The organism is Roseateles sp. GW821-FHT09H10 (genome assembly GCF_059415865.1).
The window spans coordinates 91,209-113,961 of record NZ_JBWKOB010000005.1 but is presented as its reverse complement, the minus strand read 5'-3'; the positions used below and the strand labels follow the sequence as shown (position 1 = coordinate 113,961).

Annotated in this window: 22 protein-coding genes; 7 read left to right on the top strand and 15 right to left on the bottom strand. The window is 69.8% G+C overall.

The annotated features are described in order from the left end of the window. The first annotated feature begins 7 nt into the window (after positions 1-7). From AC07OY_RS21730 to AC07OY_RS21715, 4 genes are all read left to right on the top strand, one after another. The gene (locus AC07OY_RS21730; protein ID WP_495044665.1) at positions 8-565 is read left to right on the top strand and encodes a dihydrofolate reductase family protein; all 558 of its coding nucleotides are present in this window, start codon (positions 8-10) and stop codon (positions 563-565) included. A gap of 45 nt (positions 566-610) precedes the next feature. Continuing rightward, entirely contained in the window at positions 611-1,120 is a 510-nt protein-coding gene (locus tag AC07OY_RS21725) for an RDD family protein (protein ID WP_495044664.1), read from the top strand. Between the two features lie 48 nt (positions 1,121-1,168). Further along, a complete protein-coding gene (locus AC07OY_RS21720; RefSeq protein ID WP_495044663.1) occupies positions 1,169-1,510 on the top strand; it encodes a YciI family protein in 342 nt (113 codons plus the stop codon). Positions 1,511-1,609: 99 nt separating this feature from the next. After that, positions 1,610-2,152, top strand: coding sequence for an isochorismatase family protein (locus AC07OY_RS21715; RefSeq protein WP_495044662.1), 543 nt, complete (start codon positions 1,610-1,612; stop codon positions 2,150-2,152). A 3-nt stretch (positions 2,153-2,155) separates the two neighbouring features. Here the strand turns inward: AC07OY_RS21715 and AC07OY_RS21710 are convergent, their stop codons facing one another. From AC07OY_RS21710 to AC07OY_RS21680, 7 genes are all read right to left on the bottom strand, one after another. Then, a complete protein-coding gene (locus AC07OY_RS21710; RefSeq protein WP_495044661.1) occupies positions 2,156-3,136 on the bottom strand; it encodes a succinylglutamate desuccinylase/aspartoacylase family protein in 981 nt (326 codons plus the stop codon). Next, positions 3,133-3,969, bottom strand: a complete 837-nt coding sequence (locus AC07OY_RS21705; RefSeq protein WP_495044660.1) for a PIG-L deacetylase family protein — start codon at positions 3,967-3,969, stop codon at positions 3,133-3,135. The genes AC07OY_RS21710 and AC07OY_RS21705 overlap by 4 nt, the downstream gene beginning before the upstream one ends. Before the next feature lie 9 nt (positions 3,970-3,978). Next, positions 3,979-4,866: a DMT family transporter gene (locus AC07OY_RS21700; RefSeq protein WP_495044659.1), complete on the bottom strand. Its 888-nt coding sequence runs from the start codon at positions 4,864-4,866 to the stop codon at positions 3,979-3,981. Positions 4,867-5,035: 169 nt separating this feature from the next. After that, the gene (locus tag AC07OY_RS21695) at positions 5,036-6,205 is read right to left on the bottom strand and encodes an esterase-like activity of phytase family protein (protein WP_495044658.1); all 1,170 of its coding nucleotides are present in this window, start codon (positions 6,203-6,205) and stop codon (positions 5,036-5,038) included. Positions 6,206-6,262: 57 nt separating this feature from the next. Continuing rightward, complete coding sequence (gene aptA, locus AC07OY_RS21690; RefSeq protein ID WP_495044657.1) at positions 6,263-7,579, bottom strand: omega-aminotransferase AptA; 1,317 nt, start codon at positions 7,577-7,579, stop codon at positions 6,263-6,265. Between the two features lie 36 nt (positions 7,580-7,615). Then, positions 7,616-8,533, bottom strand: coding sequence for a DMT family transporter (locus tag AC07OY_RS21685; protein WP_495044656.1), 918 nt, complete (start codon positions 8,531-8,533; stop codon positions 7,616-7,618). Continuing rightward, a complete protein-coding gene (locus tag AC07OY_RS21680; RefSeq protein WP_495044655.1) occupies positions 8,533-9,318 on the bottom strand; it encodes a ferritin-like domain-containing protein in 786 nt (261 codons plus the stop codon). The genes AC07OY_RS21685 and AC07OY_RS21680 overlap by 1 nt, the downstream gene beginning before the upstream one ends. Before the next feature lie 53 nt (positions 9,319-9,371). On the opposite strand from AC07OY_RS21680, the gene AC07OY_RS21675 reads away from it, so the two are divergent. The 3 genes from AC07OY_RS21675 (at position 9,372) to AC07OY_RS21665 (ending at position 14,589) form a co-directional block, all read left to right on the top strand. Continuing rightward, complete coding sequence (locus tag AC07OY_RS21675; RefSeq protein WP_495044654.1) at positions 9,372-9,896, top strand: gamma carbonic anhydrase family protein; 525 nt, start codon at positions 9,372-9,374, stop codon at positions 9,894-9,896. After that, positions 9,893-10,852, top strand: coding sequence for an Hsp33 family molecular chaperone HslO (gene hslO, locus AC07OY_RS21670; protein WP_495044653.1), 960 nt, complete (start codon positions 9,893-9,895; stop codon positions 10,850-10,852). Before AC07OY_RS21675 ends, hslO begins: the two co-directional genes overlap by 4 nt. 170 nt (positions 10,853-11,022) lie before the next feature. Beyond that, complete coding sequence (locus AC07OY_RS21665; protein WP_495044652.1) at positions 11,023-14,589, top strand: hypothetical protein; 3,567 nt, start codon at positions 11,023-11,025, stop codon at positions 14,587-14,589. Here AC07OY_RS21665 and AC07OY_RS21660 read toward each other — a convergent pair. The 8 genes from AC07OY_RS21660 to kdsA form a co-directional block, all read right to left on the bottom strand. Next, entirely contained in the window at positions 14,586-15,116 is a 531-nt protein-coding gene (locus AC07OY_RS21660) for an AAA family ATPase (protein ID WP_495044651.1), read from the bottom strand. The genes AC07OY_RS21665 and AC07OY_RS21660 overlap by 4 nt on opposite strands. Beyond that, positions 15,113-15,724: a nicotinamide riboside transporter PnuC gene (pnuC, locus tag AC07OY_RS21655; protein ID WP_495044650.1), complete on the bottom strand. Its 612-nt coding sequence runs from the start codon at positions 15,722-15,724 to the stop codon at positions 15,113-15,115. Before pnuC ends, AC07OY_RS21660 begins: the two co-directional genes overlap by 4 nt. Beyond that, on the bottom strand, positions 15,724-16,017 hold the full coding sequence (locus AC07OY_RS21650) for a septum formation initiator family protein (RefSeq protein ID WP_495044649.1): 294 nt from the start codon (positions 16,015-16,017) through the stop codon (positions 15,724-15,726). The genes pnuC and AC07OY_RS21650 overlap by 1 nt, the downstream gene beginning before the upstream one ends. Positions 16,018-16,266: 249 nt before the next feature. Next, positions 16,267-17,553: a phosphopyruvate hydratase gene (gene eno, locus AC07OY_RS21645; RefSeq protein WP_495044648.1), complete on the bottom strand. Its 1,287-nt coding sequence runs from the start codon at positions 17,551-17,553 to the stop codon at positions 16,267-16,269. A gap of 94 nt (positions 17,554-17,647) precedes the next feature. After that, complete coding sequence (locus AC07OY_RS21640) at positions 17,648-18,928, bottom strand: DUF3999 family protein (protein WP_495044647.1); 1,281 nt, start codon at positions 18,926-18,928, stop codon at positions 17,648-17,650. Continuing rightward, positions 18,900-21,593 carry a DUF2339 domain-containing protein gene (locus AC07OY_RS21635; RefSeq protein ID WP_495044646.1) on the bottom strand — a complete coding sequence of 898 codons (2,694 nt, stop codon included), beginning with the start codon at positions 21,591-21,593 and terminating at the stop codon, positions 18,900-18,902. The genes AC07OY_RS21640 and AC07OY_RS21635 overlap by 29 nt, the downstream gene beginning before the upstream one ends. Before the next feature lie 5 nt (positions 21,594-21,598). Continuing rightward, positions 21,599-21,886 carry a DUF1330 domain-containing protein gene (locus tag AC07OY_RS21630; protein ID WP_495044645.1) on the bottom strand — a complete coding sequence of 96 codons (288 nt, stop codon included), beginning with the start codon at positions 21,884-21,886 and terminating at the stop codon, positions 21,599-21,601. A gap of 7 nt (positions 21,887-21,893) precedes the next feature. Beyond that, positions 21,894-22,751, bottom strand: a complete 858-nt coding sequence (gene kdsA / locus AC07OY_RS21625; RefSeq protein ID WP_495044644.1) for a 3-deoxy-8-phosphooctulonate synthase — start codon at positions 22,749-22,751, stop codon at positions 21,894-21,896. Positions 22,752-22,753 lie beyond the last annotated feature (2 nt).

Below are 22,753 nucleotides of genomic sequence, written 5' to 3'. Positions count from 1 at the left end.
GCACACCATGGGCCTCCTGACCTTCAGCCTCAACCTCACCCTGGACGGCTGCGTCGACCACCAGGAGGGCATTGCCGACGACGAGACCCATGCCTTCTTCACCCGTCTGATGGATGAGGCCGGGGCCATGCTGTGGGGCCGCGTCACCTACGAGATGATGGAAGGCTACTGGCCGGCCGTCGTCCGCGGCGAAGTGCAAGCGCCGCCGGCTCTGCTCGAGTGGGCGATCAAGCTGGAGGCCAAGCCCAAGTACGTGGCGTCGTCGACGCGCAAGGATTTCCCCTGGACGAACAGCCATCACCTCAGCGGTGACCTGGGCGCGGGCGTGCGCAAGCTCAAGGACGCGACCCCGGCCGGCGTGCTGCTGGGCAGCGGCAGGCTCGCGGCGGAGCTGGACCGCCTGGATCTGATCGACGAGTACCGATTCCTCGTCCATCCCAGGATTGCCGGTCACGGCCCCACCCTGTACGAGAGCGGGCTGCCCCTCACGCGACGGCTGGAACTGGTCGCGGCGCAGCCGCTGCGCAACGGCGCCGTCGCCATGCACTACCGGCGCGAACGCTGAAGCTGCCTTCCGGCGCGGCCTGTGGTAGTTTCCGAGCCCATGAGCATGAATCAGTACGCACCCCCCAAGGCCGATGTTCTGGATCCCGTCGTCACCGAAGTCGAGTACGCCGGCTTCTGGATACGCACGGTCGCGGCCCTCATCGACACCGTGCTGATCATCCTGGTCACCTATCCCATCCTCTACGCGATCTACGGAGCCGCCTACTTCGACGACGGCAGGCAGGGCGTTTTCGCCGGCCCGGCCGACTTCCTGGTGGGCTGGGTTGCGCCGGCGGTCGTGGCCATCCTCTTCTGGCTGCGCAAGCAAGGCACGCCGGGCAAGCTGGCCCTGTCGCTTCGGGTCGTGGATGCCAGGACCGGCCAGACCCTGACCGCAGGCCAGTCCGTGGGCCGCTATCTCGCGTATTTCGTTTCCGCGCTGCCTCTGGGCCTCGGCCTGATCTGGGTCGGCATCGATGCCCGCAAGCAGGGCTGGCATGACAAGCTGGCCAAGAGCGTTGTCGTCAGGGCCAAGGCCGGCACCACAAGGCCGGTCACGTTCGAGAAGGCCTGACGAGCTTTTCCGGCGAATGGCCTGATCGGCCGACAGAGGAGCAAGGCCATGCCCCGCTACCTGATCTCATTCGACGACGGCGCCATGGACCATATTGCCGAGGCGGACTTCCCGGCGGTGGGCGAAGCGGCCCATGCCGTGGTCCGGGACGCCAAGGCCGCGGGCGTGTGGATCTTCGGCGGCGGTGTCCTGCGCCAGCAGGCCAGCCTGGTGGCGACCGACGGGACGGTCTCCGGCGGCCCCGTCCCTGAGGCCAAGGCCGTCATCGGCGGGTTCTCCATCATCGAGGTGGCCTCGCATGAGCAAGCTCTGCAGTGGGCCGCGCGGATCGCCAAGGCCTGCCAATGCGTGCAGGAGGTGCGCGAGATCATGTTTGATCCGGAATCCTGACGGCCCATGCCTTTCACCCGCAGAGTCCTGCTCGCGTCGCTGGCGGTCTCCTGCCCGGCTCCCGCCTTCGCCCAGGCCACACCGGCTTCGCACCCACCCATGCAAGCCCCATCAGCCCTGCTGGTCGTCGACGCCCAGGTCGGCGTGCTCGCGTCCGTGTGGGACGCCCAACGCGTCATCGCCAATCTCGAGACTCTGGTGGCCAAGGCCAGGGTGGCTGGCGTGCCGGTCATCTGGGTCCAGCACGCCGACAAGGAGCTGATCTATGGCTCCCCCGCCTGGAAGCTGGCGCCGGGCTTCGTGCCGACGGCCTCGGAGAAGGTCGTTCACAAGAACTACAACTCGGCCTTCGCCAACACCGACCTGGACCAGCGCCTGAAATCGCTGGGCGTCTCGCGCCTGGTGCTGGCAGGAGCGGCGACGAACTGGTGCATCCGGGCCACGGCCTATGCCGCGGTGGATCGGGGCTATCACCTGGCCCTGGTCGGCGATGCGCATTCGACGGAGCCGCTGCCGCTGGGCGAGGGCAAGACCATCCCGGCCGAGGCCATCGTGGCCGAGCTGAACACGGTCTTTCAGTGGCTCAGCGTCCCGAATGTGCGCACCGAGGTGATGAGCACCGCGGAGGTCTCGTTCAAATAGCCTTCAGCCCAGCTGGCGGTCGCTCGGCCTGGCCAGATAGAACCACTCCGTCCCGGGCTGCGACTTGATGTTGGGGAAGACGATGCGGCCCTCGCTCGGGGCCAGCACAGCCTCGCCGCTGGCGCGGGTGCCGATCTTCTGGCCCTTCTCGATGGCATCGAAGCTGGCCCATTCGCGCTCGAAGCCGTCGCCCATGTCCTCGCGGTCGATGACGTCGTAGAGCTGCAGCAGCTCCGGCGCCTGCGCGGGGCGATGCGGCTCGACGGCGCTCTCATCCAGCATGCCCAGGAACACCAAGGTGCGCAGGATGGCCAGGCGGGCGACTTCGGGGCCGTTCGGGTCCAGATGCTGGCCGCATTCCAGCGTGATGGCCCAGCCGCCGGTGGAGCGCATGTATTCGGTGGTGCCGACGCCGTAATGCGGGTCGCTGATCAGCGAGGCGCGGCGCGAACCGTCGTGCTCGCGCTGCTGGCGGCGCTGCAGGCCCAGCGCATAGGTGGACAGCCAGCCCTCGACGATGCGGCTCACGCCCAGGCGCGCAGCCAGGGCGGACTCGGTGGCCTCCTGCGAGAAGGGCTCCAGCTCGTTCGTGTTGTTGCGCGGGCCGATCATGGCGAAGGCCGGGCCGTTGCCCTGGAAGCTGTGCAGGTCCAGGATGCCGTCATGCTGGGCGATCAGCGGGCAAAGCACGCGCGCGATGCGGTCCTCGAAGTCGTGCGCGATGACGGGTGGGCGCAGGTTGCGGTTGAGGTTGCGATCGCCCTCGCGGCGGTTCAGCTGGTGGGCCAGCGGGTTGACGATGGGCACCAGGGTCAGGCTGCCGCGCAGCAGCGTCAGCTCGCCGGCATCGAGCTGGCGAATGATCTCGGCCATGGCCTTGGTGCCATGGACTTCGTTGCCATGCACCGCGCCGGTGACGAGCAGGCGTGGGCCGGTCTGCAGGCCGGCGAATTGATGGACGCGGATGTGGGTCGGTGAAGTCATGGCTTGAGCAGGGCGGAATTCAGGGCCTGGTCGGCAGGGAAGACGCGGCGCGGCAGGTCGCCCACCGGTTGACCGTTTCGGTAGGCGACGAGGCGATAAAGGGTGGCGAAAGCGAAGTCGGGCACTTCTTCGCCGGCGCCCAGCACCAGTTCGCCGCCACGGCGCACCGAGTCGGCCAGGAAGGCCGGCAGGCGCAGGTGATAGGGGTTGCGCTCGATCTCGCCGGTGTGGCGCTCCAGCGCGGCGATCAGGCGGGCGGTGTCGGCGATGTTGGTCTGCACCAGGGCATTCGGCTGCTCCTGGGTCGACCAGAACTCGGTCAGGGCCAGCACCGTGTCCAGCCGCGCGGCGGCGATGGCCTCGACGACGACCCGGTGCACGCCGCGATGGCTGGGGTTGTCGTCCAGCGCATGCGGCGCGAGCACGAGGGCAGGGCGGTGTTCGGTGAGGACGACAGCCAGGGCCTGCACATGCCCTTCGTTGACCGTGTCGGCGCGCACGTCGGACAGGCCGTCCGCGCCCACGCGGATGCAGTCGAAGCCCAGCACCTGGCAGGCATCCACCAGCTCGGCCCAGCGGGCCTCGCGGCGCTCGGCGTTGCTGCCCAGGGTCACGGCGACATTGCTGACGCGCCAGCCGGCTTCCTGCTTGAGGCGCAGCGGCAGCGCACCGACGATGCACTCATCGTCCGGGTGAGGGGCAAAGACCAGGCAGTGGCCGGGCTGGGCCTCGGGCGCCGGCACGGCCTCGCGGTCGGGCGGGTTGCCCAGCAGGGCGGCGAAACGGTTCAGGTGCTCGCGCCAGCGGGCGAGATCGGCTTCCAGGGACGACATCCCGGCATCCTACCGAGAGCCGGCCTTGGCCGGCCATGTCGCCAGCAGCACACCCAATAAGGCCAGGCCATAGGCCAGGGCCTGCGTGGCGGAGATGGATTCGCCGAGTGCCAGGCCGATCAGGGCCGTGCTGATGGGCAGGAAGACCATGAAGACGCCCGCCTTGGCCGCCGGCAGGCCCTTCAGGCCGGCCATCCAGAGCCAGACGGTGATGACGCTGGCCGTGGCGGCGTAGTAGGCGAGCAGCCCCCAGTCCAGCAGACGCGGCGCGCCGAAATCAAAGCTCAGGGCCTGCCAGACGGCCAGCGGCGCGACCAGCACCAGGCCCCAGAGATTGATCAACGCGCTGATGCGCTTGGGGCCGAGGCCGGCGGTGAGCTTCTTGCCGATGACGACATAGCAGCCTTCGCAGAACACGGCGGCGAGCAGCAGCAGGGCGCCGACAGGTGTCGTCTCCGCGCCGCCCTGTCTGCCGCTGGCCACCAGGCCAATGCCGCCGACGGCGCAAGCGATGCCCGCCAGCACGCGGCCGCTGAGGCGCTCGCGCAGGAAGACCCAGCTCAGCAGCGCGACCGCCGCCGGAATGCCGGCCATGATGACGCCCGCGACCACGGCCGAGCTCTGCCGCAGCCCGAACAGCATGCAGATGGAGAACAGGAAGTTGCCCAGAAACGATTCGAGGAAAAGCAGCCAGCGCGAGCGTGCGTCCAGCGGCGCCTCGTGGGCGGGCTTCTTCAGCCAGGGCAGCATCAGCAGGGCCGCGAAACCGAAGCGCAGGCCGGCGAGCAGGAAGATGGGAAAGGCCGCCACCAGCAGCTTGGACAGGCCGACATAGCTGCCGACCAGGCTGGTGCTGGCCGCGAGCAGCGCGTAGGCGCGCCAGGGGACGGGGTGCATCAGCTATCCATCGCGCGTTTTGTGGCGTATTGCGGGCCGAGCGCTGGGCCGCTCCCGAGCCGGCCCGGTTGGCGATGTGCTTGCCGGTCGATCCGGCAAGCATCGCCGTCCCCTAGGGGGACCGACCAGGCTTGCCGGCGTTCAGCCGGCGCAAGGCTGGGCGAGGGGCTCATTCAAACGTGAAGGCGATGAACTGGGTGAACTGAGCGGGATTGAAATTGTTGTCGGACACGAGGATCAGCGTGCGCTTGCCCTCAAACATCGGACCGAACGTGATGCCCTCGATGTTGTCCAGGGCCAGCACACTGCCGTCGTCGTTCTTCAGCGAGGACAGGTCCAGCAGCATGGCGCGCTTGACCGGCACCACCTCGCGGCCCTTGATGCTGGGCCAGCCCGACACATCGGTGGCGCCGCGGGTGTCGATCAGATAGAGCTTGATGGTGTTGCTGGTCGGCTGCCTGGTCAGCGCCGCGACGCCCGGCGTCACGGCACCGACGGCGAAGGCGCGCTCGATGACGATGAACTCATGGGCCGACAGGGCCAGCATGTCGGGCACGCCATTGGTGGCGAAATCGCCCTGCCGCGCCGGCGGGAAGGGCACGGGGCCGACGTCGTAGATGTATTCGGGGCCGGCCTTGCCGCTGTCCAGGTCGAAGGACAGCATGCGCGCGCGGCTGCCGCGGCCCACCGCCGTGGGCAGGCTGTCCTGGGCCAGGCCGTTCTCGCTCATGCTCCACAGGGTCTTGCCGTCGGGCGTGATGGCGACGCTCTCGAAGCCGAGGTTGTTGTAGACGCCGACATCGCCCGCCGCGATGCCGCTGGCGCTGCCGGTAGGATTGAAATAGCCCGGCACGGCAAACTCGCCGGCGGGCTTGCCGTCCAGGTTCATGCGGCGCAGCGTCGGGTTCTGCATGCCGCTGGAGACCCGCTGGCCCTCGTTGGCCCAGTAGATGAGGTTGCGCCGGGCATCCAGGCGCAGGCTCTCGGGGTCGACCTGGTTGCGGCCGAAGGGCTGGCCGTCGCTGTCCAGGATGGTCGTCATGTTGACCCAGGCCACGCCGGCCTCGCCAGGCGTGGCGCTGCGGCGGAACTTGGACAGGTCCAGGCTCAGCTCGTAGAAGCGCGCCGGCGCGCGGTCGCTGCGGTCATCGCAGATGGCGAGGTAGCGGCCCGTGGCCGGCACATAGTCGATGCTGGACAGGCCGCCGACGGGCGCACCCTTGAACATCGGGCTCCCCTGCACGATCTGCTGGCCGAGATAGGTCAGCGTCTGGGCGACGGCGGGCAGGGACAGCAGCAGGGAAGCCGCAACGGCGGCGCAACGGGCGTACAACTTCATCAACAAATCCTCGGAGCGGCTCGTGCCGCGGCGGCGGCGCAGTCTAGTCGCAGCGCGTCAGGCGGCCCGCCGCAGCGCGCCGCGCAGGGTGTCGACGATGCGTTCGATATGGCTGCTCTCGATGATCAGCGGCGGCGACAGCGCGATGGTGTCGCCGGTCGTGCGGATCAGCAGGCCCTTGTCCCAGCAGTCCAGGAAGACATTGAAGGCGCGCTTGGCCGGCTGGCCATCCAGGGGCTTCAACTCGACGCCACCGACCAGGCCGATGTTTCGCACATCGATGACATTGGGTTCATCACGAAGGGAATGCAGGGCCTTGGCGAATTCATCCTGCATGCGCGCGGCACGCGTGAGCAGGTCGTCGTCGGCGTAGGTGTCCAGCGTGGCGATGCCGGCCGCGCAGGCCAGCGGGTGGGCCGAGTAGGTGTAGCCATGGAAGAACTCGATGAGGTGCTCGGGCCCCGTCATGAAGGCGTCGTGGATCTTCTGCTGGGCGAAGACGGCGCCCATGGGCACGCAGCCGTTGGTGATGCCCTTGGCCACCGTCATCAGGTCGGGCGTCACGCCGAAGGTCTGGGCGCCGAAAGGGTTGCCGGTGCGGCCGAAGCCGGTGATGACCTCATCGAAGATCAGCAGGATGCCGTGCTTGTCGCAGATGTCGCGCAGGCGCTGCAGATAGCCCTGGGGCGGGATCAGCACGCCGGTGGAGCCGGCGACGGGCTCGACGATGACGGCGGCGATGGTGGACGCGTCATGCAGTGCGACCAGGCGCTCCAGGTCGTCGGCGAACTCGGCGCCATGCGGCGGGATGCCGACGGAGAAGGCGTTGCGGGCCGGATCGTGGGTGTGGCGGATGTGGTCGACGCCGGCCAGCAGGCTGCCGAACATCTTGCGGTTGGCCACCATGCCGCCCACCGAGATGCCGCCGAAGTTGACGCCGTGGTAGCCGCGCTCGCGGCCGATCAGCCGGGTGCGGGCGCCTTCACCACGAACGCGGTGGTAGGCGATGGCCATCTTCAGCGCGGTGTCCACCGACTCGGAGCCCGAGTTGGTGAAGAAGATGCGGTTCAGCCCCGCCGGCGTGATCTGGGCCAGGCGCTCGGCCAGCTCGAAAGCCTTGGGATGGCCCATCTGGAAGGGCGGCGCGAAGTCCAGTTCGGCGGCCTGGTCCTGGATGGCCTGCACGATCTTCTGGCGGTTGTGCCCTGCATTGACGCACCACAGGCCGGCAATGCCGTCGAGGATCTCGCGGCCCTTGTCGTCGCGGAAGAACATGCCGTCGGCCTGGGTCAGCAGGCGCGGCGCCTGCTTGAACTGGCGGTTGGCCGTGAAGGGCATCCAGTAGGCATCCAGCTTGGAAACGTCAGCGCTCATGCGGGGCTCCTCGAAAGGGATCGCAAAGTCTATGGGCTAATTTGACGGGGTTGTCAGAATTTGCCGGCGCCTCAGGGTTCCCACCAGAGGCATCAGCTGCACCAGCAGGATGCAGCCCAGCATCAGCGCGCAGCCGATCAGGCCGGCGCTGTTGAGGCGCTCGCCCAGCAGCGCATAGCCGAAGGCGGCGGCAAACAGGGTCTCGGACGACAGGATGATGGCCGCGTCTGCCGCATGCGCGTAACGCTGCGCGACGACCTGGGCCGTGAAGGCGATGCCCACCGACAGCACGCCGGTGAAGGCGATGGGCACGGCGGCGGCCTGCAGGCCGGCCCAGCGGATCGGCTCCATGACGAAGGCCGCGACCAGCGACAGCAGGCCGCAGACGGCGAACTGGCCGCTGGCGACGAGGAAGGGCGCTCCCATTCGGTCGGCCCAGCGGCCCACCATCAGCACATGCACGGCCCAGGGGATGGCCGACGTGGCCACCCAGCTGTCGCCCAGGCCGATATTGAGCTCATGCGCGCCCGACAGCAGGAAGGCGCCGGCCAGGCAGCCCGCTGCCGCCGGCCAGACCGACCAGTGCGCCACCTGGCGCAGCAGCAGCCAGGCCAGCACGGGCACCAGGGGCACGTAGACGGCCGTCAGGAAGCCGGCATTGGTGACGCTGGTGGTCTGGATGCCGATCTGCTGCATGACGGCGCCCAGGGTCATCAACCCGCCCAGGCCAGCGATATGCCAGCCGTCGAGGCGGCTCAGCGGCCGGCCCTCGCGGCCCAGGCGGCGCCATTCCAGCCAGGCCAGGGGCAGCACGACGAGGGCGCCGACCAGGAAGCGCACGCCGGTGAAGAGCAGGGGGCCGACATCGGCCATGGCCCGGTTCTGGAAGACGAAGGCTGAACCCCAGATCAGGGCGACCAGGGTGAGCAGCAGATTGGCTTGGACGCGAGACATCAGGAAGCTTGTTGCAGGGCGGCGAGTTCCGCCTCGTCGAAGCCGGCCGCGCGGCGGGCTTCCAGGTTGAAGGGCGCGCGCAGCCTGGGCGCCTGGTAGCGCGCGGCCAGCTCGGCATAGGTGGCCACCGGTGCCAGACCGCGCTGCTCGCACAGGAAGCGGAACCAGCGGTTGCCGGCCGCCACATGGCCGATCTCGTCGCGCAGGATGATGTCCAGGATCTCGCCGGCGCGCTGGTCGCCGGCACCCACGAGCTTGCGCTTGACGGCCGGCGAGGCATCCAGGCCGCGGGCCTCCAGCGTGCGTGGCACCAGGGCGATGCGGGCCAGCAGATCGTGCTTCGTGCGTTCGGCCATGTCCCACAGCGCGTTGTGGGCGTCGAAGTCGCCGTAATCGAAGCCCAGGCTCAGCAGATGCTCGCGCAGCAGCGTGAAGTGGGTCGCCTCCTCCTGGGCGATGCGCAGCCAGTCGCGGTAGAAGGCCTCGGGCATGCCGGCAAAGCGCCAGCAGACGTCCAGCGCCAGGTCGATGGCATTGAGCTCGATATGGGCGATGGCGTGCACCAGGGCCGCGATGCCCGCCGGGGTGCGCATGGATGGGGCTTTCAGCCGGATGTGCTCGACGAGGTGGGGCCGCGCCGGGCGGCCCGGGATGCCCGCGGGTTCGGCAATGGCGGTGGCCGCATCGACGGGCAGGGCCGTATCCAGGGCCAGCGTGGCCCTCGCCTTGGCGGGCGCGTCGGCGATCAACAGGGGGCCGAGCGTGGCCAGTCGGAGTTCGGACATCGCCCGGATTCTAAAATTCGCCGTTTTGACACCACTTTGACGGGAGGCCCGCGATGGCGATCTACCAGCTCGACGAGCACATTCCCGACGTGGCCGAGACGGCCTGGGTGGCCGACAGTGCCGAGGTTATCGGCCGCGTGACGCTGGGCGAAGGCGTCAGCGTCTGGTTCAACGCCGTGCTGCGCGGCGACAGCGACACGCTGACCATCGGCGCCGGCAGCAACATCCAGGACGGCTCGGTGCTGCATGCCGACCATGGCTTTCCCCTCGTGCTGGGCGAGAACGTGACGGTGGGCCACCAGGTCATGCTGCACGGCTGCACGGTCGGTGACGAAAGCCTCATCGGCATCGGGGCGGTGGTCTTGAATGGCGCCCGTATCGGCCGCAACTGTGTCGTCGGCGCGGGCGCGCTGGTGACCGAGGGCAAGGAATTTCCGGACGGCTCGCTGATCGTCGGCGCGCCGGCCAAGGTCGTGAGGGAACTGACCGAGGCCCAGATTGCCGGGCTGAAGGCCAGCGCGGCCCACTATGTCAACAACGGCCGCCGCTATGCGGCCGGCCTGAAGAAAATCCGATGAGCGAACTCCACAAATTCCTGTTTGAAGGCCTGCCCGTGCGCGGCATGCTGGTGCGCCTGACCGAGGGCTGGCAGGAGCTGCTGTCGCGCCGCGAGCCGGGTCAGGAGTACCCGCCCGAGCTGCGCGACCTGCTCGGCGAGATGAGCGCCGCGGCCGTGCTGATGCAGGCCAACATCAAGTTCAACGGCGCCCTGGTGCTGCAGGTCTTCGGCGACGGCCCGGTCAAGCTGGCCGTGTCCGAGGTGCAGCCCGACCTGTCCTTCCGCTCCACGGCCAAGTGCGTCGGCACGGTGGAGGCGGGCGCGACGCTGGAGGCCATGGTCAACGTCAACGGCCAGGGCCGCTGCGCGATCACGCTGGACCCCAAGGACAAGTTCCCCGGGCAGCAGCCTTATCAGGGCGTCGTGCCCCTGCATGGCGACCAGCGCGAGCCGCTGCAGAAGGTCAGCGAGGTGCTGGAGCACTACATGCTGCAGTCCGAGCAGCTCGACACCCGCCTGGTGCTGGCCGCCAATGGCGACATCGCCGCCGGCCTGCTGATCCAGCGCCTGCCGGTCGAAGGCGAGGGCAACCTCGAAGGCAAGCGCAATGAGGACGACATCGGCCTGTCCGACGCCTTCAACCGCATCTCCATCCTGGCCGGCACGCTGACCAGCGAGGAACTGCTGACGCTGGACGCCGACACCATCCTGCGCCGCCTGTTCTGGGAGGAGACGGTGACCCGCTTCGAGCCCCAGGCGCCGCGCTTTGCCTGCACCTGCTCGCGCGAACGCGTCGGCCAGATGCTGCGCGGCCTGGGCCGGGACGAGGTCGACAGCGTGCTGGCCGAGCGCGGCGACGTCGAGATCGGCTGCGATTTCTGCGGCCGGCACTACCGCTTCGACGCCGTGGACGTCGGCGCGCTGTTCACGCCGCCGGGCCACCAGCCCGAGGGTGGCGGGGCGACGCTGCAGTAGCCAGGGAAACACCGACCGAGCCCCGCGCGGCGGTCGCATCCCGGCTGCGGTGTTTCCGCAACGCCGCTCTCATGCCTTCTGAGGATGTGCGGCGCTCTAGTGATTGACGTCGCGCCCCCGAGCTGAGACTTTTGCCTCGTGGCCCGTTTCCGCACGGGCCAGGAGGCGAGATGGCCGACAAGGGACTGGGCGGTTTCCCGTGGGCGAGCGCCGCGGTGCTGGTGGCCTTCGTGGCCAGTACCCAGCTCGTGCCGCACGCCTTCGAGCCGCTGCGGCCGGCCGAGAAGGCCCGCGCCCAGGCCCCGCTCGATCCCGACCTCGACGTCAACGCCCGCCTCTGGGAAGACCCGTTCACGGCGCTGCGCCGCTACGAGACCGAGCGCACCGAGCGCTGCGAGCGCGTGCGCAAGCAGACCTCCCAGACCCTGGACATCGACTGCCGCGACCGCGTGGCCGAGGTGCGCGATCCGCTGCGCATGCTGACCAAGCTGGACCGCGACCACGACCAGCGCCTGGACGACACCCTCATCGTCATGGGCCTGCTGCCGGGCGCCGATTTCGTCGGCGCCGAGGAGGCGCGGCGGCGCGTGCGCTATGCGACGCTGGCCGGCCTGCTGGCCCAGGACTATGTGCCCGACAACGCCGAGCGGCTGAGCTTGCTCGAATTCAACCTGCTCGAGTCCGCAGTGCCGGCCGACGCTGCCTCCGCGGCTGCCAAGCCGGCCACGCCGGACAAGCAGGCGCGTGCCGCCAAGGACAGCTTCGTCGTGCCCTATGAGCTGCTGTCGGCGCGCTCCGAGCACCGCCGCAAGCTGGACGTCGAAGGTGAGAACAAGGCCGACAAGCCGCGCCGCTATGGCCAGATCGCGCTGCTGTGGGTGGACGAGAACTCCCTGCCCAACCGCAAGCTGGACGCCCTGGCCCGGCTCACCCAGCAGCTGATGGGCAAGGCGGCCCGCGAGCTGGCCGCGCCGGGCAGCGCCGACGTGCAGCGCCTGCCCAGCCTGGCCGTCATCGGCCCCTCGTCCACCGACGCGCTGCGCGCCGCGCTGATGGACCTGCGCTGCGCCGCCGATCGCAAGAACGCCGCCGCCGGCGCGCTGACGCCCGCCGCCATCGCTGCCGCCGCGCGCTGCAGCTCAGGCGTGGCCGGCAGCAAGCCGGGCCTGGCCGATGACCTGCAGGAAGGCTATGAGCTGCTGTCGCGCGCCGAGTTCTACAACTCGGCCTCGACGGCGCCCAACAGCATGATCAGCGAGCTCAGCGACCAGAAGCTCGAGGCCTTCGTCACCGACCAGTTCAACCGCATCACCGGTGTCAACCCGGTGCGGCCGGTGCAGATGGTGCGCACCATCGGCACCGATGCCGAGCTCATCAAGCGCCTCGTGGCCGAGCTGGGCCTGCGCCTGCCGCATGAAGGCCGGCGCGTCGTCATCGTCGCCGAGCGGGATTCCCTCTACGCCCAATCCCTGGTCAGCGAGCTGCGCTACCGCCTGCCCGACAGCCGGCCGCAGAACCAGCCGGTGAAGATCGAGGTCATCTATTTCTTCCGCGGCATCGACGGCGTGACGACGCGCGAAGCCGGCACCGCGGCGGCCGGGCCGTCGGCCAAGACGGCGGCGCTGGAATGGCCGGAAAGCCGCGACCAGCTCGACTATCTGCGCCGCCTGGGTGCCGCCCTCAAGCGCAGCGAGGCCGACTCGAGCCGCCTGCCCATCGGCGCCATCGGCATCTTCGGCAACGACGTGCACGACAAGCTCCTCGTGCTGCAGGCCCTGCACGAGGACTTCTCCGACCGCATGTTCTTCACGACGGACATGGACGCGCGCTATCTGCACCCTCGCACCCAGGCCTTCACGCGCAATCTCGTCGTGGCCAGCAGCCTGCCGCTGGCCTTCTACCCGCCGGCGGCCAGCGCGCCTTCCGGCGCCGTTGACCTGCAGGCCGGCACGCCGCCGCTGCGCGACATCTACCAGGCCAGCACCTATGCCGCCGCCCGCCGTGCCGGTTGCCGCAGCGATTCCTGCAAGCGCGACGAGAAGCAGGCCCTGGAGCCGGCGCTGCAAAGGCCTTCGGTCTATGAGGTGGGCCGCTCCAGCGCCGTGCCGCTGTCTGGCTATGCGCTGGAGGCCCGCCCCGTGCCACCGAGTGCCGGTCGCCAGGGCCTGGCGATGTTGATGGTCATCGTCATGGGCTGCGCCCTGCTGGTGTGGCCGTCGACGCCGGCCATCCGCCAGGCGCGGCGCGTCTTCCTGCGCGAAGCGACGCTGGACAACCAGCCGCAGATGGACATGACGGCCATCGTCCTGGTCGCCCTGCATGCCGGCGTGTTCGCCTATGTGCTGGCCAGCCTCATCGAGTTCCTGCTGCCCAGCCAGCTGGGCTTCGTGCACGCGCTGCTGCTGGCCAGTCTGGCGGCCTTCGGGGCGCTGCTGGCCGTGCTGCCGGCCCTGTTGCTGGCGCGGCGCGAGCAGCCGGCGCCACCCGACCAGCGCGCCGGCGTGGACCGCCTGCATCTCGTCATCGTGCTGCTGGTGGCTGTCATCTGGCTTTGGCTGGCCTGGCCGGCCGGCGGCTGGAGCCAGATCGGCGTCTGCGACAGCTGCGAGCCGGTGGCCTGGATGGAAGGCGTCAGCGCCTGGCCCTCCCATCTCATCCATCTGCTGGCCCTGTTCGCCATTCTGTGGACGCTGGACTGGGCCTGGGCCGATTCGCTGAACCAGATCCGGCAGGACTCCGACTGGCTGCGCCTGCCGCGGCCGGTGCCCAAGCCCGTCGTGCGCAGCGACATGCGCCAGCTGCTGCGCGGCTGGTTCGAGCATGTCAGCGTGCTGTTCTGGAAGCCGGGCGTGGGCTTCAGCTGCGACTTCGACCAGCTCTGGCAGGAGTATGGCGAACGCGGCGAGGCCCGCCCGCGCGCGGCCCGCACCCTGGTCTGGTATGGCCTGACCCTCAGCTGCGTGGGCCTGCTCTTCCTGTGCCTGTCCGAGGGCCAGATCCCCGAGGTGCCGGTGCGCGGCGACGAGCACCGCCAGATGGTCAGCGCCACCCTCTACGCCATCCTGCTGCTGCTGCCGCTGCTCGTCGTCGCGGTGGCCGATGCGACGGTGCTGCTGGTGCGCTTCCTGCGCCACCTGAATGCCGGCCGCAGCTTCTACCCCGAGGCCACCATCGAGATGTTCGCGCGCTCGCTGGGCGAGGAGCACAAGGCCCTGTGGGCCCAGCGTTTCTGCGCGCGGCCGGAGGATCGCAGCAAGGACGCCGCCGGCTTTGCCGTGCACACGCTGCTGGACGACTGGATCGACGTGCAGGTCGTCGCCCGCCGCAGCACGCCGGTGGCGCGGCTGGTCATCGGCCCCTTCGTCGTGCTGGCCCTGCTGGTGGTGGCGCGCAGCCGGCTGTTCGACAACTGGTCGCTGACGCCGGCCATTGCCGTGGGCGTGTGCTTCTACATCACGGCCCTGGTCGGCCTGACCCTGCTGCTCAAGCGCGCGGCAGAGAAGACGCGCCGCCATGCGCTGGCCTCCATGCAGGCCGACCTGCGCTGGCTGGCCGGCAGCGGCAAGCCCTTGTCCGACCTCGTCGAGCCCTACAAGCGGCTGATCGCCTCGGTCGAAAACGAGCAGTGCGGCGCCTTCGCCTCCTTCTTCGACCAGCCTCTGCTGAAGGCCATCCTCGTGCCCCTGGGCGGCGCGGGCGGCACCCAGCTGTTCGACTACCTGCTGCTCGGCCGCTAGCGGCGGCCCGGATCCCGCGAGGCATCGATGGCCTGCACCGCCAGCGCCAGCCGCTCGGCCGGCTGCTCGCCGTGGACGTCGAGCCATGGCAGGCCGTGGGCGCTCAACGCCGCGCGCAGGCGGGCGTCGAAGCGCGCCCGCACCGCGGGCCCGTCGCGCAGAAAGCCGTCCGCCTCCCAGGGGAGGTCGGGCGCGCACAGCACGGTCAGGTCGCAGCGGCGCTGGAAGGCGACGGCGTCGGCCAGCAGCGAGTCGTCATTGAAGTAGTGCTGGCTGCACAGAGCCGTGATCAGCGGCGTGGTGTCGCAGATCACCAGTTCATGCGCGCGTGCCGCTGCCTCGATGCGCGCAGCCTGCTCGGCGGCGATGGCGGCTTGCTCGTGCTGCTGCGGCGTGCGGCCGTGGGTGGCGCACCATTCGCGCAGGTATTCGGTGACAAGACCCGCGTTGAAATGCCGCGCCAATGCCGGCGCTAGCGTCGACTTGCCGGTGCACTCCGCACCCAGCAAGGTCACGAGCCGGCTCAAATCCGCCTCCAGGCGCGCCAGCCGATGACGCTCATCGGGATGAAGCCGGCATAGAGGATGACGGTCAGCCAATAGCCCTTGAGGCCGAAGAGCACGACGCTGACGGCGTTGACGACGATCCAGGTCGGCCAGTTCTCCTCGTACTTGCGCGCCAGCAGCCACTGGCCGAGCAGGCTGGCCACGGTGGGGAAAGCGTCCCAGTAGGGCAGGGGCGAGTCGGTGTGGCGAGCCAGGAAGAGGCCGAGCAGGGGCCAGGCGGCCAGGGTCAGCAGGACCGGCTTGAGCAGGCCTGCCAGGCCCAGGCGGCGCACCTTCAGCACCTCGCCCTCGCGGGTGCGGCCGAAGCGCCATTGCCACCAGCCCCACAGCGCCATGGCGGCGAAGACGAGCTGCAGCGAGGCTTCGCCATAGAGCTTGCCGTCCCAGAACAGCGCGAAGTACATCAGCGAGCTGATGAAGGCCAGCGGCCAGGCCAGCAGGTGGACGCGCATATTGCAGACCACCATCCAGACGGCCAGCACGAAGGCGACCAGCTCCAGCCAGGAGATGGGGCTGCCGAAAGCGGAGAAGGCGGGCGCCAGCAGCGCCGCCCACAGCGTGGCCAGCATCAGCGTTTGACGGAAGAGGCCGCGGCGGGCGCCAGCGGCACGAAGACCTCGTCCGACTTGATCATGCCCAGCTCGAAGCGGGCCTTTTCCTCGACCATCTCCAGGCCTTCGCGCAGATCACGCAGTTCGGCCTGGATCTGGGTATTGCGGGCGCGGGCCTTGTCGTTGTCGGCGCGCGCCTGGCCCAGCTCTTCCCGGAGCTGGGCGACATGCGGAATGCTGCCCCGGCCCACCCAGAGCTGGGCTTGGATGGCGATCAGGAAGAGCGCCAAAACAGCAGCGAGCACCTTCATTTCAGTGCGGCAGCGGCGAATTGACATGCGGGCCGAGCGCCGGGCCGCTCCCTAGCCGGCCCGCTCTGGCGATGTGCTTGCGGCTCGATGCAGCAAGCATCGCCGTCCCCTCGGGGGCTGCGACCGGACATGGCCCATCCAGTGGACTGGCCGTGCCTGTCGAAGCGCTGCGGCACATGCCGCAGCGTGGTCCCAGACCAGACTCGCCCGCGTTCAGCGGGGCGAGGGTGGGCGAGGGGCTCGCCCATTTCACTTGAGGTTGTAGAAGGCAGCACGGCCGGGGTAGACGGCGACGTCGCCCAGGTCCTCTTCGATGCGCAGCAGCTGGTTGTACTTGGCCATGCGGTCCGAACGCGACAGCGAACCCGTCTTGATCTGGCCGGCGTTCAGGCCGACGGCGATGTCGGAGATGGTGCTGTCCTCCGTCTCGCCCGAGCGGTGCGAGATGACGGCCGTGTAGCCGGCGCGCTTGGCCATCTCGATGGCGGCGAAGGTCTCGGTCAGCGTGCCGATCTGGTTGATCTTGATCAGGATGGAGTTGGCGATGCCCTTGGCAATGCCTTCCTGCAGGATCTTGGTGTTGGTGACGAAGAGGTCGTCGCCGACGATCTGCACGTTCTTGCCGAGGCGGTCGGTCAGCAGCTTCCAGCCATCCCAGTCGCCTTCGGCCATGCCGTCTTCGATGGAGATGATGGGGTACTTGTCCACCCAGGTGGCCAGCATGTCGGTCCACTCGGCCGCTGTCAGCTGGATGCCGCCTTCGCCTTCGAGCACGTACTTGCCGTCCTTGTAGAACTCGCTGGCGGCGCAGTCCAGGGCGATGGCGATCTGGTCGCCGGCGCGGTAGCCGGCCTTGTCGATGGCCTGCAGGATCATCTGGATGGCAGCCTCATGGCTCTCGACGCTGGGGGCGAAGCCGCCCTCGTCGCCGACGGCCGTGGAGATGTGCTTGTCGTGCAGGATCTTCTTCAGCGCGTGGAAGACCTCGGCGCCCCAGCGCAGGGCTTCGCGGAAGCTCGGCGCGCCCACGGGGACGATCATCAGCTCCTGCAGGTCCAGCGAGTTGTTGGCGTGCGCGCCGCCGTTGATGACGTTCATCATCGGCACGGGCAGCTGGTTGCCGTTCATGCCGCCGAAGTAGCGGTACAGCGGCAGGCCGGATTCTTCTGCCGCGGCGCGGGCCACGGCCATGGACACGGCCAGCATGGCGTTGGCGCCCAGGCGGCTCTTGTTTTCGGTACCGTCCAGGTCGATCAGGGTCTTGTCCAGGAAGGCCTGCTCGGAGGCGTCCAGGCCCAGCACGGCCTCGGAGATCTCGGTGTTGATGTGCTCGACGGCCTTCAGCACGCCCTTGCCCAGGTAGCGGGCCTTGTCGCCGTCGCGCAGCTCGATGGCTTCGCGGCTGCCGGTGGAGGCACCCGAGGGCACGGCTGCGCGGCCCATGACGCCGGACTCCAGCAGCACGTCGCATTCCACGGTGGGATTGCCGCGGCTGTCGAGGATCTCTCGGCCGACGATGTCAACGATGGCGCTCATTCAATGTCTCCAGGAAGTGAAAAATTCGGGCGGCGAAAGTGTGCCAAGCGGGCGTTACCGTGTCACAACAAGCGTCTGCAATTGGGGCGGGAGTTTAAGTGCTGGTCTGCGTCGGCCCCTGGCGCCACAACCGCCAGGTGACGGCGGCCAGCAGCAGGACGCCCACGCCCAGCACGGCCCACAGCAGCAGGCGGCGCGGCGGCAGGACGGGTTCAGCGGGCGTCGTCACTGCCTGCGCCGTGAAGGCGCCGAGCTGGGACTGGCCCAGGCGCGCCTGCTCGCGCGGCCAGTCGGGCACGACGTCGGCCAGCGGGCGCGGTCCGGTGTCGGCTGCCGCGGCCCCCACCTGCAGGCTGAAGGGCGGCTCGCCCTGGGCGGCCCAGACGATGCGGGTCATGCGCACCGTCCAGTCCAGGCGCAGGCTTTCAGCAGGCGGCAAGGCAGTGCCGCGCGGAGGCAGCAGGCGCAGCTCGCTGGCGCCGATGGCCAGAGGCAGGGCGGGCGCCGTATCGGCTGCTGCGCCGCCGCGATCCACGCGGTAGAAGACGGTGCGGGCCACGGTCTGCCAGGGCGACTTGGCGCCGGCGCGCGTCTGCACCTGCACGGGCAGCACCCAGGTGCCCTGGTTGCTGGCCAGCGTCAGACCCAGCAGCGGCTGCGGGCCGCCCAGCGGGATGACCCAGCCGCCGTCGGCATCGGGTGTCGGCAGCGCGGCCGTGCGGGTCGTTTGCTGGGGCGCAATGCCGGCGGGTTGGGCCAGCAGCGAGGCGGCCTCGGGTTGCACGGCGCGGCTGGCGTCGTCCCAGACGAGGCGCAGATAGCGCAGCGGCCGGCCCGGCAGATTCACCAGGGGCTGGGCCAGCGGCGCGCCTTCGGCCGTGCGCAGGCCCAGCAGCTGGCCGGTGCCCAGCATCTGCCAGGCCTGCAGGTCGGCGCTGGTTTCAAGCCGGTAGCCGGCCTGGAAGGGCGCGGCGGCCTCGGGCCAGCGCAGCCGCAGCTGGCGCGGCTCGGCGGGCCAGCTGGCGGGTTCGCCCAGGTCCAGCATCCAGCCGGCCGGCAGGCGCTGGGGTGGTGCGGACGCGGCGGTCGTCGGTGCAGGCGGCAGGGCGAAGAGCTTGAGCTCGCGCTCGGGCGTGGCCAGCAGGCTGTCGGGCAGCAGCGCAAAGGGCACGCGGCGGCCCTGGGCGTCGAGCAGTTGCCAGTCGTGCAGATCGCTGGCCAGGCTGTGCCGCCAGGCCTCGGCCGTGGCGTCCAGCGTCAGGAAGGGCGCAGCCTGGGTGATCTGCACCGGCGCGCGGGAAGGGGCGGCGACGGCCGATACCGCGGCCAGCGCCAGCGCCAGTGATTCAAGGAGTCGGCGTATGTTGTTTCTCATCTCGGGACGAACCGGCGGAACCAGGCAGAGGGGCGACGTAGCCGATGACCAGCATCAACACGCCCACGCCAATGAAGGAGACGATGCGCAGCACGGTGCCGCTGCCCGACAGGTCGAAGAGCATCAGCTTGAGCACGACGGCGCCCAGCAGCACGGCGCCGGCCAGCCAGGGCAGGCGCTGCTGGCGGCGCGTGCCCAGCAGCATCAGCAGCAGGGCCAGCGTGCTCCACAGCAGGGCCAGGCCGGTCTGCACGCCACGGGATTCGAGCCAGCCGTCGACGTGATAGGGCACGCCGCCCCAATGGTGGAAGCTGCGGATCAGCATGCCGTTGAGCCACAGGAAGGCCAGGCCGGCCGGCACGGCCAGGACCTTGGGCGGCAGCCCGACGGTGGCCGCAGCGGGGCTGCGCAGCCAGGCGACGACGGCGAGCAGGGCGGCGGCCAGCCCCAGGTCCAGCGGGTTCAGCAGCGGGATGTAGGGCAGGGGCTGGGCATTGCCGGGGCTGGACCAGTTGGCGATCAGCACCCAGGCCGCCAGGGCCAGGCTCAGCACGCCGGCGCCGATCTGCGAGTAGGCGGGCGAGGCCAGGCGCAGCGGCCAGGCCTGGAGCACCGGTGCGCGGCGCTGCTGGCGCAGCACGGCAGCCAGCAGCAGGGCCGGCACGGCGAGCCAGCCCAGCCAGCCCCAGGCGCTGCCACCGCCGCCGTCGATATTGCCGAGGTCGGCCGTCCAGTGCCGCCCCTGCAACGCGCCGAGCAGCGCGAAGGCCAGCAGGCCGCCGGCATGCGTGGCGTAGCGCAGCGGCTCGGGCCAATGCGGCGCCGTGCGCTGCAGCACCCAGGCCTGTGCGGCCCAGGCCAGCGGCAGGGCCCACCAGCCGCCCGCCGACAGCGGCGCGCCATGCAGCAGGCTGCCGGCCACGCTCAGCAGCGCCCAAGCCGGCATCAGCAGCGCCGTCGGCCAGGCCGCGGTCGGCCAGCGCCACAGCGCCTGCAGGCCCAGCAGCAGGGCGCTCGCGCCAGCCAGCAGGGCCAGGCTGACGGCCCATTCGTGTTCGGCAGGCACCCATTGCTTGAGCACGACGGCAGCGGCCACGGCCAGCCAGAGCGTGCCCCAGCCGACCAGTGCAAAGGCGCCGACCGCATGCACGGGCCGGCGCTCGTCGAGGCCGAAGCAGCGGGCGCCGCCCAGGCCGGCGGCGGCGATCAGCAGTGCATTCAGCAATTGCGTCGGCGCCTGTAGATAGCCGAGGGTCTCGGACAGCGACTTCGTCAGCGTCAGGCCGCCCAGGGCCATCAGGGCCAGGCCGCTGAGCAGCACGCGGTCGCGGCGCTGGCGCAGGCCCAGCCAGACGGCGCCCAGGCCTTCCAGCGCCCAGGCACCGGCCGTGGCCTCGGCGCTGAGCGCAAATGGGATGACCAGCGTGCCGAAGACGGCGCCCAGGGCCAGCAAGGCCTCGAAGAGGCGGGCGTGCGCCGTGCGCTTGCGGGCCCAGGCTGCCAGACCGACATAGGCCGCGCCGATCAGCAAGGCGGCCAGGGCGATGGCCATCGAGTCCGGGCGCAGCAGCAGGTATTGCATGGCCGCGCCGAGCGCCGGCATGCCGAACAGCAGCGTGGACTGCAGCCACAGCTCGGGCTCCTGGGCGCGGCGGCCAGGCATCAGCAGCACGGCGGTGAACAGCAGCCAGAAGGCGATCAGCCAGGCTTGGGCCACCGGATAGTCCGCGGCGGTATAGCTCCTGGCGGCCCAGGCGCTGGCGACAAGGGCCGTGAAGCCGAAGGCGATCAGGTTCAGCCGCGGCCAGTGCTTGAACCAGGCCACCAGGGCCACGCCGAGGCCGAGCACGAAGTAGTAGCTCAGCAGCATGGCGATGGCACCGCCGCCCGTGGACAGCAGCAGGGGCGTGGCATAACCACCCAGTGCGGCGACGACGGCCAGGGCCTGGGCGTCCTGCTTGACCGCCAACAGCGCAGCCAGCAGCGAGACGGTCAGCATCAGCACGAAGACCAGCAGCAGCGGCTCCAGGCCGGCCAGCTTCACGGCGGCGAACAGCGTCAGGTAGACGACGGCCACGCCGCCGCCCTGCAGCAGCAGGCCATAGGCCCGCGAGCGCAGCCGCAGGCGCCAGCCCACCACCAGCAGCGCGATGCCGGTGGCGCCGATGCCGGCCAGGCGCACTTCGAGCGGCACGGTCACATGCTCGGCGGCGAAGCGGGCCAGGAAGACCAGGCCCAGGAAGAGCATGGCCAGGCCGACCTTGACGATGGTGTTGGCCGCCGCGAGGCGCTGGGCCCAGGCGGGCATGGGAATGGGGCGGCGCGGCGGCGCCTCAGGCGGCGGTGGCCTGGGTGTCGGTGCGGCGGCCGGGGCGACGACGTCCAACGGCAGGGGCACGGTGGCCACTTCGGGCTCTTGCGGCGAGACCGCCGGTGCCTGCGCAGGCGGCTGAACGGGGACGGGCGCCGACAGCGGCGACAACGGTGCCACGGGCAACACCTGCGCGCGGGCCGTCAGCTGCTGTTCCAGCTTCGCGATGCGCTGACCCTGCTGGACTTGCCGCCAGCCCAGCCAGCCGATCGCGGCGCCGAGGAACACGCCGCTCCAGTTTTCCGACGCCAGGCCGCCGAACAGGGCGCCCAGCAGCAGTGCGACGATGGCCACGGGGCTCAAACGCCTTCGATCAACACCATGCGCATGACGGCGATGCCCTCTCGGGCCTCACGCGCCGCGCCGTACTCGGGCGAGTCGTAGAAGGCCTGCGCCGCTTCCGGCGTCGGGAACTTCAGCAGCACGACGCGCTCGGGCGTCCAGTCGCCTTCCAGCACCTTCACCTTGCCGCCGCGCACCAGCACCTCGGCGCCGTGTTCCTTCATGGCCAGCGTCGAGAGGCGCCGGTAGTCCTCGTACTGCTCAGGATTCGTGACCTTGACGTTGGCGAGGATGTAGGCAGACATAGGGCTCTCAGCAGGAAAAGTCGTTCTCCAACAGCGGCTGCTTCTTGACGACCCGATCCAGCGCAACGAGCTGCTCCAGCAGCGTCTTCATGTGCTTGAGCGGCACGGCGTTGGGGCCGTCGCTGAAGGCCTCGGCCGGGTTGGGATGGGTCTCCATGAAGAGACCGGCCACGCCGACGCCGACGCCGGCACGCGCCAGCACGGGCACCATCTCGCGGGCACCGCCGCTGGAGGTGCCCTGGCCACCGGGCTTCTGCACCGAGTGGGTGACGTCGAAGACCACCGGCGCGCCGGTGTTGCGCATCTCGGCCAGGCTGGTCATGTCGGCGACGAGGTTGTTGTAGCCGAAGCTGACGCCACGTTCACAGGCCAGGAAGCTGTCCTCGGGCAGGCCCACCTCGCGCGCTGCGGCGCGGGCCTTGTCGATGACGTTCTTCATGTCCCAGGGGGCGAGGAACTGGCCCTTCTTGATGTTGACCGGCTTGCCCGACTGCGCCACCGCGCGGATGAAGTCCGTCTGGCGGCACAGGAAGGCCGGCGTCTGCAGCACGTCGACGACGCTGGCGACCTCGGCCACCTGCGTGGTGTCGTGCACATCGGTCAGCACCGGCAGGCCGGTCTGGCGGCGCACCTCGTCGAGGATCTTCAGGCCGGCTTCCATGCCCAGGCCGCGCTTGGTGGTGCCGGAGGAGCGGTTGGCCTTGTCGAAGGAACCCTTGTAGATCAGCGGAATGCTCAAGGCTGTGCAGGCTTCCTTCAGCAGGCCGGCGACGTCCAGCGACATCTGCTGGCTCTCGATCGAGCAGGTGCCGGCGATCAGGAAGAAGGGCTTGTCGAGGCCGACGTCGTATCCGCAGAGCTTCATGG

Bases quoted from the DNA above. Each gene is read 5' to 3' on its own strand.
- AC07OY_RS21730 (WP_495044665.1), top strand. From the start codon at position 8: ATGGGCCTCCTGACCTTCAGCCTCAACCTCACCCTGGACGGCTGCGTC.
- AC07OY_RS21725 (WP_495044664.1), top strand. From the start codon at position 611: ATGAATCAGTACGCACCCCCCAAGGCCGATGTTCTGGATCCCGTCGTC.
- AC07OY_RS21720 (WP_495044663.1), top strand. From the start codon at position 1,169: ATGCCCCGCTACCTGATCTCATTCGACGACGGCGCCATGGACCATATT.
- AC07OY_RS21715 (WP_495044662.1), top strand. From the start codon at position 1,610: ATGCAAGCCCCATCAGCCCTGCTGGTCGTCGACGCCCAGGTCGGCGTG.
- AC07OY_RS21710 (WP_495044661.1), bottom strand. From the start codon at position 3,136: ATGACTTCACCGACCCACATCCGCGTCCATCAATTCGCCGGCCTGCAG.
- AC07OY_RS21705 (WP_495044660.1), bottom strand. From the start codon at position 3,969: ATGTCGTCCCTGGAAGCCGATCTCGCCCGCTGGCGCGAGCACCTGAAC.
- AC07OY_RS21700 (WP_495044659.1), bottom strand. From the start codon at position 4,866: ATGCACCCCGTCCCCTGGCGCGCCTACGCGCTGCTCGCGGCCAGCACC.
- AC07OY_RS21695 (WP_495044658.1), bottom strand. From the start codon at position 6,205: ATGAAGTTGTACGCCCGTTGCGCCGCCGTTGCGGCTTCCCTGCTGCTG.
- aptA (WP_495044657.1), bottom strand. From the start codon at position 7,579: ATGAGCGCTGACGTTTCCAAGCTGGATGCCTACTGGATGCCCTTCACG.
- AC07OY_RS21685 (WP_495044656.1), bottom strand. From the start codon at position 8,533: ATGTCTCGCGTCCAAGCCAATCTGCTGCTCACCCTGGTCGCCCTGATC.
- AC07OY_RS21680 (WP_495044655.1), bottom strand. From the start codon at position 9,318: ATGTCCGAACTCCGACTGGCCACGCTCGGCCCCCTGTTGATCGCCGAC.
- AC07OY_RS21675 (WP_495044654.1), top strand. From the start codon at position 9,372: ATGGCGATCTACCAGCTCGACGAGCACATTCCCGACGTGGCCGAGACG.
- hslO (WP_495044653.1), top strand. From the start codon at position 9,893: ATGAGCGAACTCCACAAATTCCTGTTTGAAGGCCTGCCCGTGCGCGGC.
- AC07OY_RS21665 (WP_495044652.1), top strand. From the start codon at position 11,023: ATGGCCGACAAGGGACTGGGCGGTTTCCCGTGGGCGAGCGCCGCGGTG.
- pnuC (WP_495044650.1), bottom strand. From the start codon at position 15,724: ATGCTGGCCACGCTGTGGGCGGCGCTGCTGGCGCCCGCCTTCTCCGCT.
- AC07OY_RS21650 (WP_495044649.1), bottom strand. From the start codon at position 16,017: ATGAAGGTGCTCGCTGCTGTTTTGGCGCTCTTCCTGATCGCCATCCAA.
- eno (WP_495044648.1), bottom strand. From the start codon at position 17,553: ATGAGCGCCATCGTTGACATCGTCGGCCGAGAGATCCTCGACAGCCGC.
- AC07OY_RS21640 (WP_495044647.1), bottom strand. From the start codon at position 18,928: ATGAGAAACAACATACGCCGACTCCTTGAATCACTGGCGCTGGCGCTG.
- AC07OY_RS21630 (WP_495044645.1), bottom strand. From the start codon at position 21,886: ATGTCTGCCTACATCCTCGCCAACGTCAAGGTCACGAATCCTGAGCAG.
- kdsA (WP_495044644.1), bottom strand. From the start codon at position 22,751: ATGAAGCTCTGCGGATACGACGTCGGCCTCGACAAGCCCTTCTTCCTG.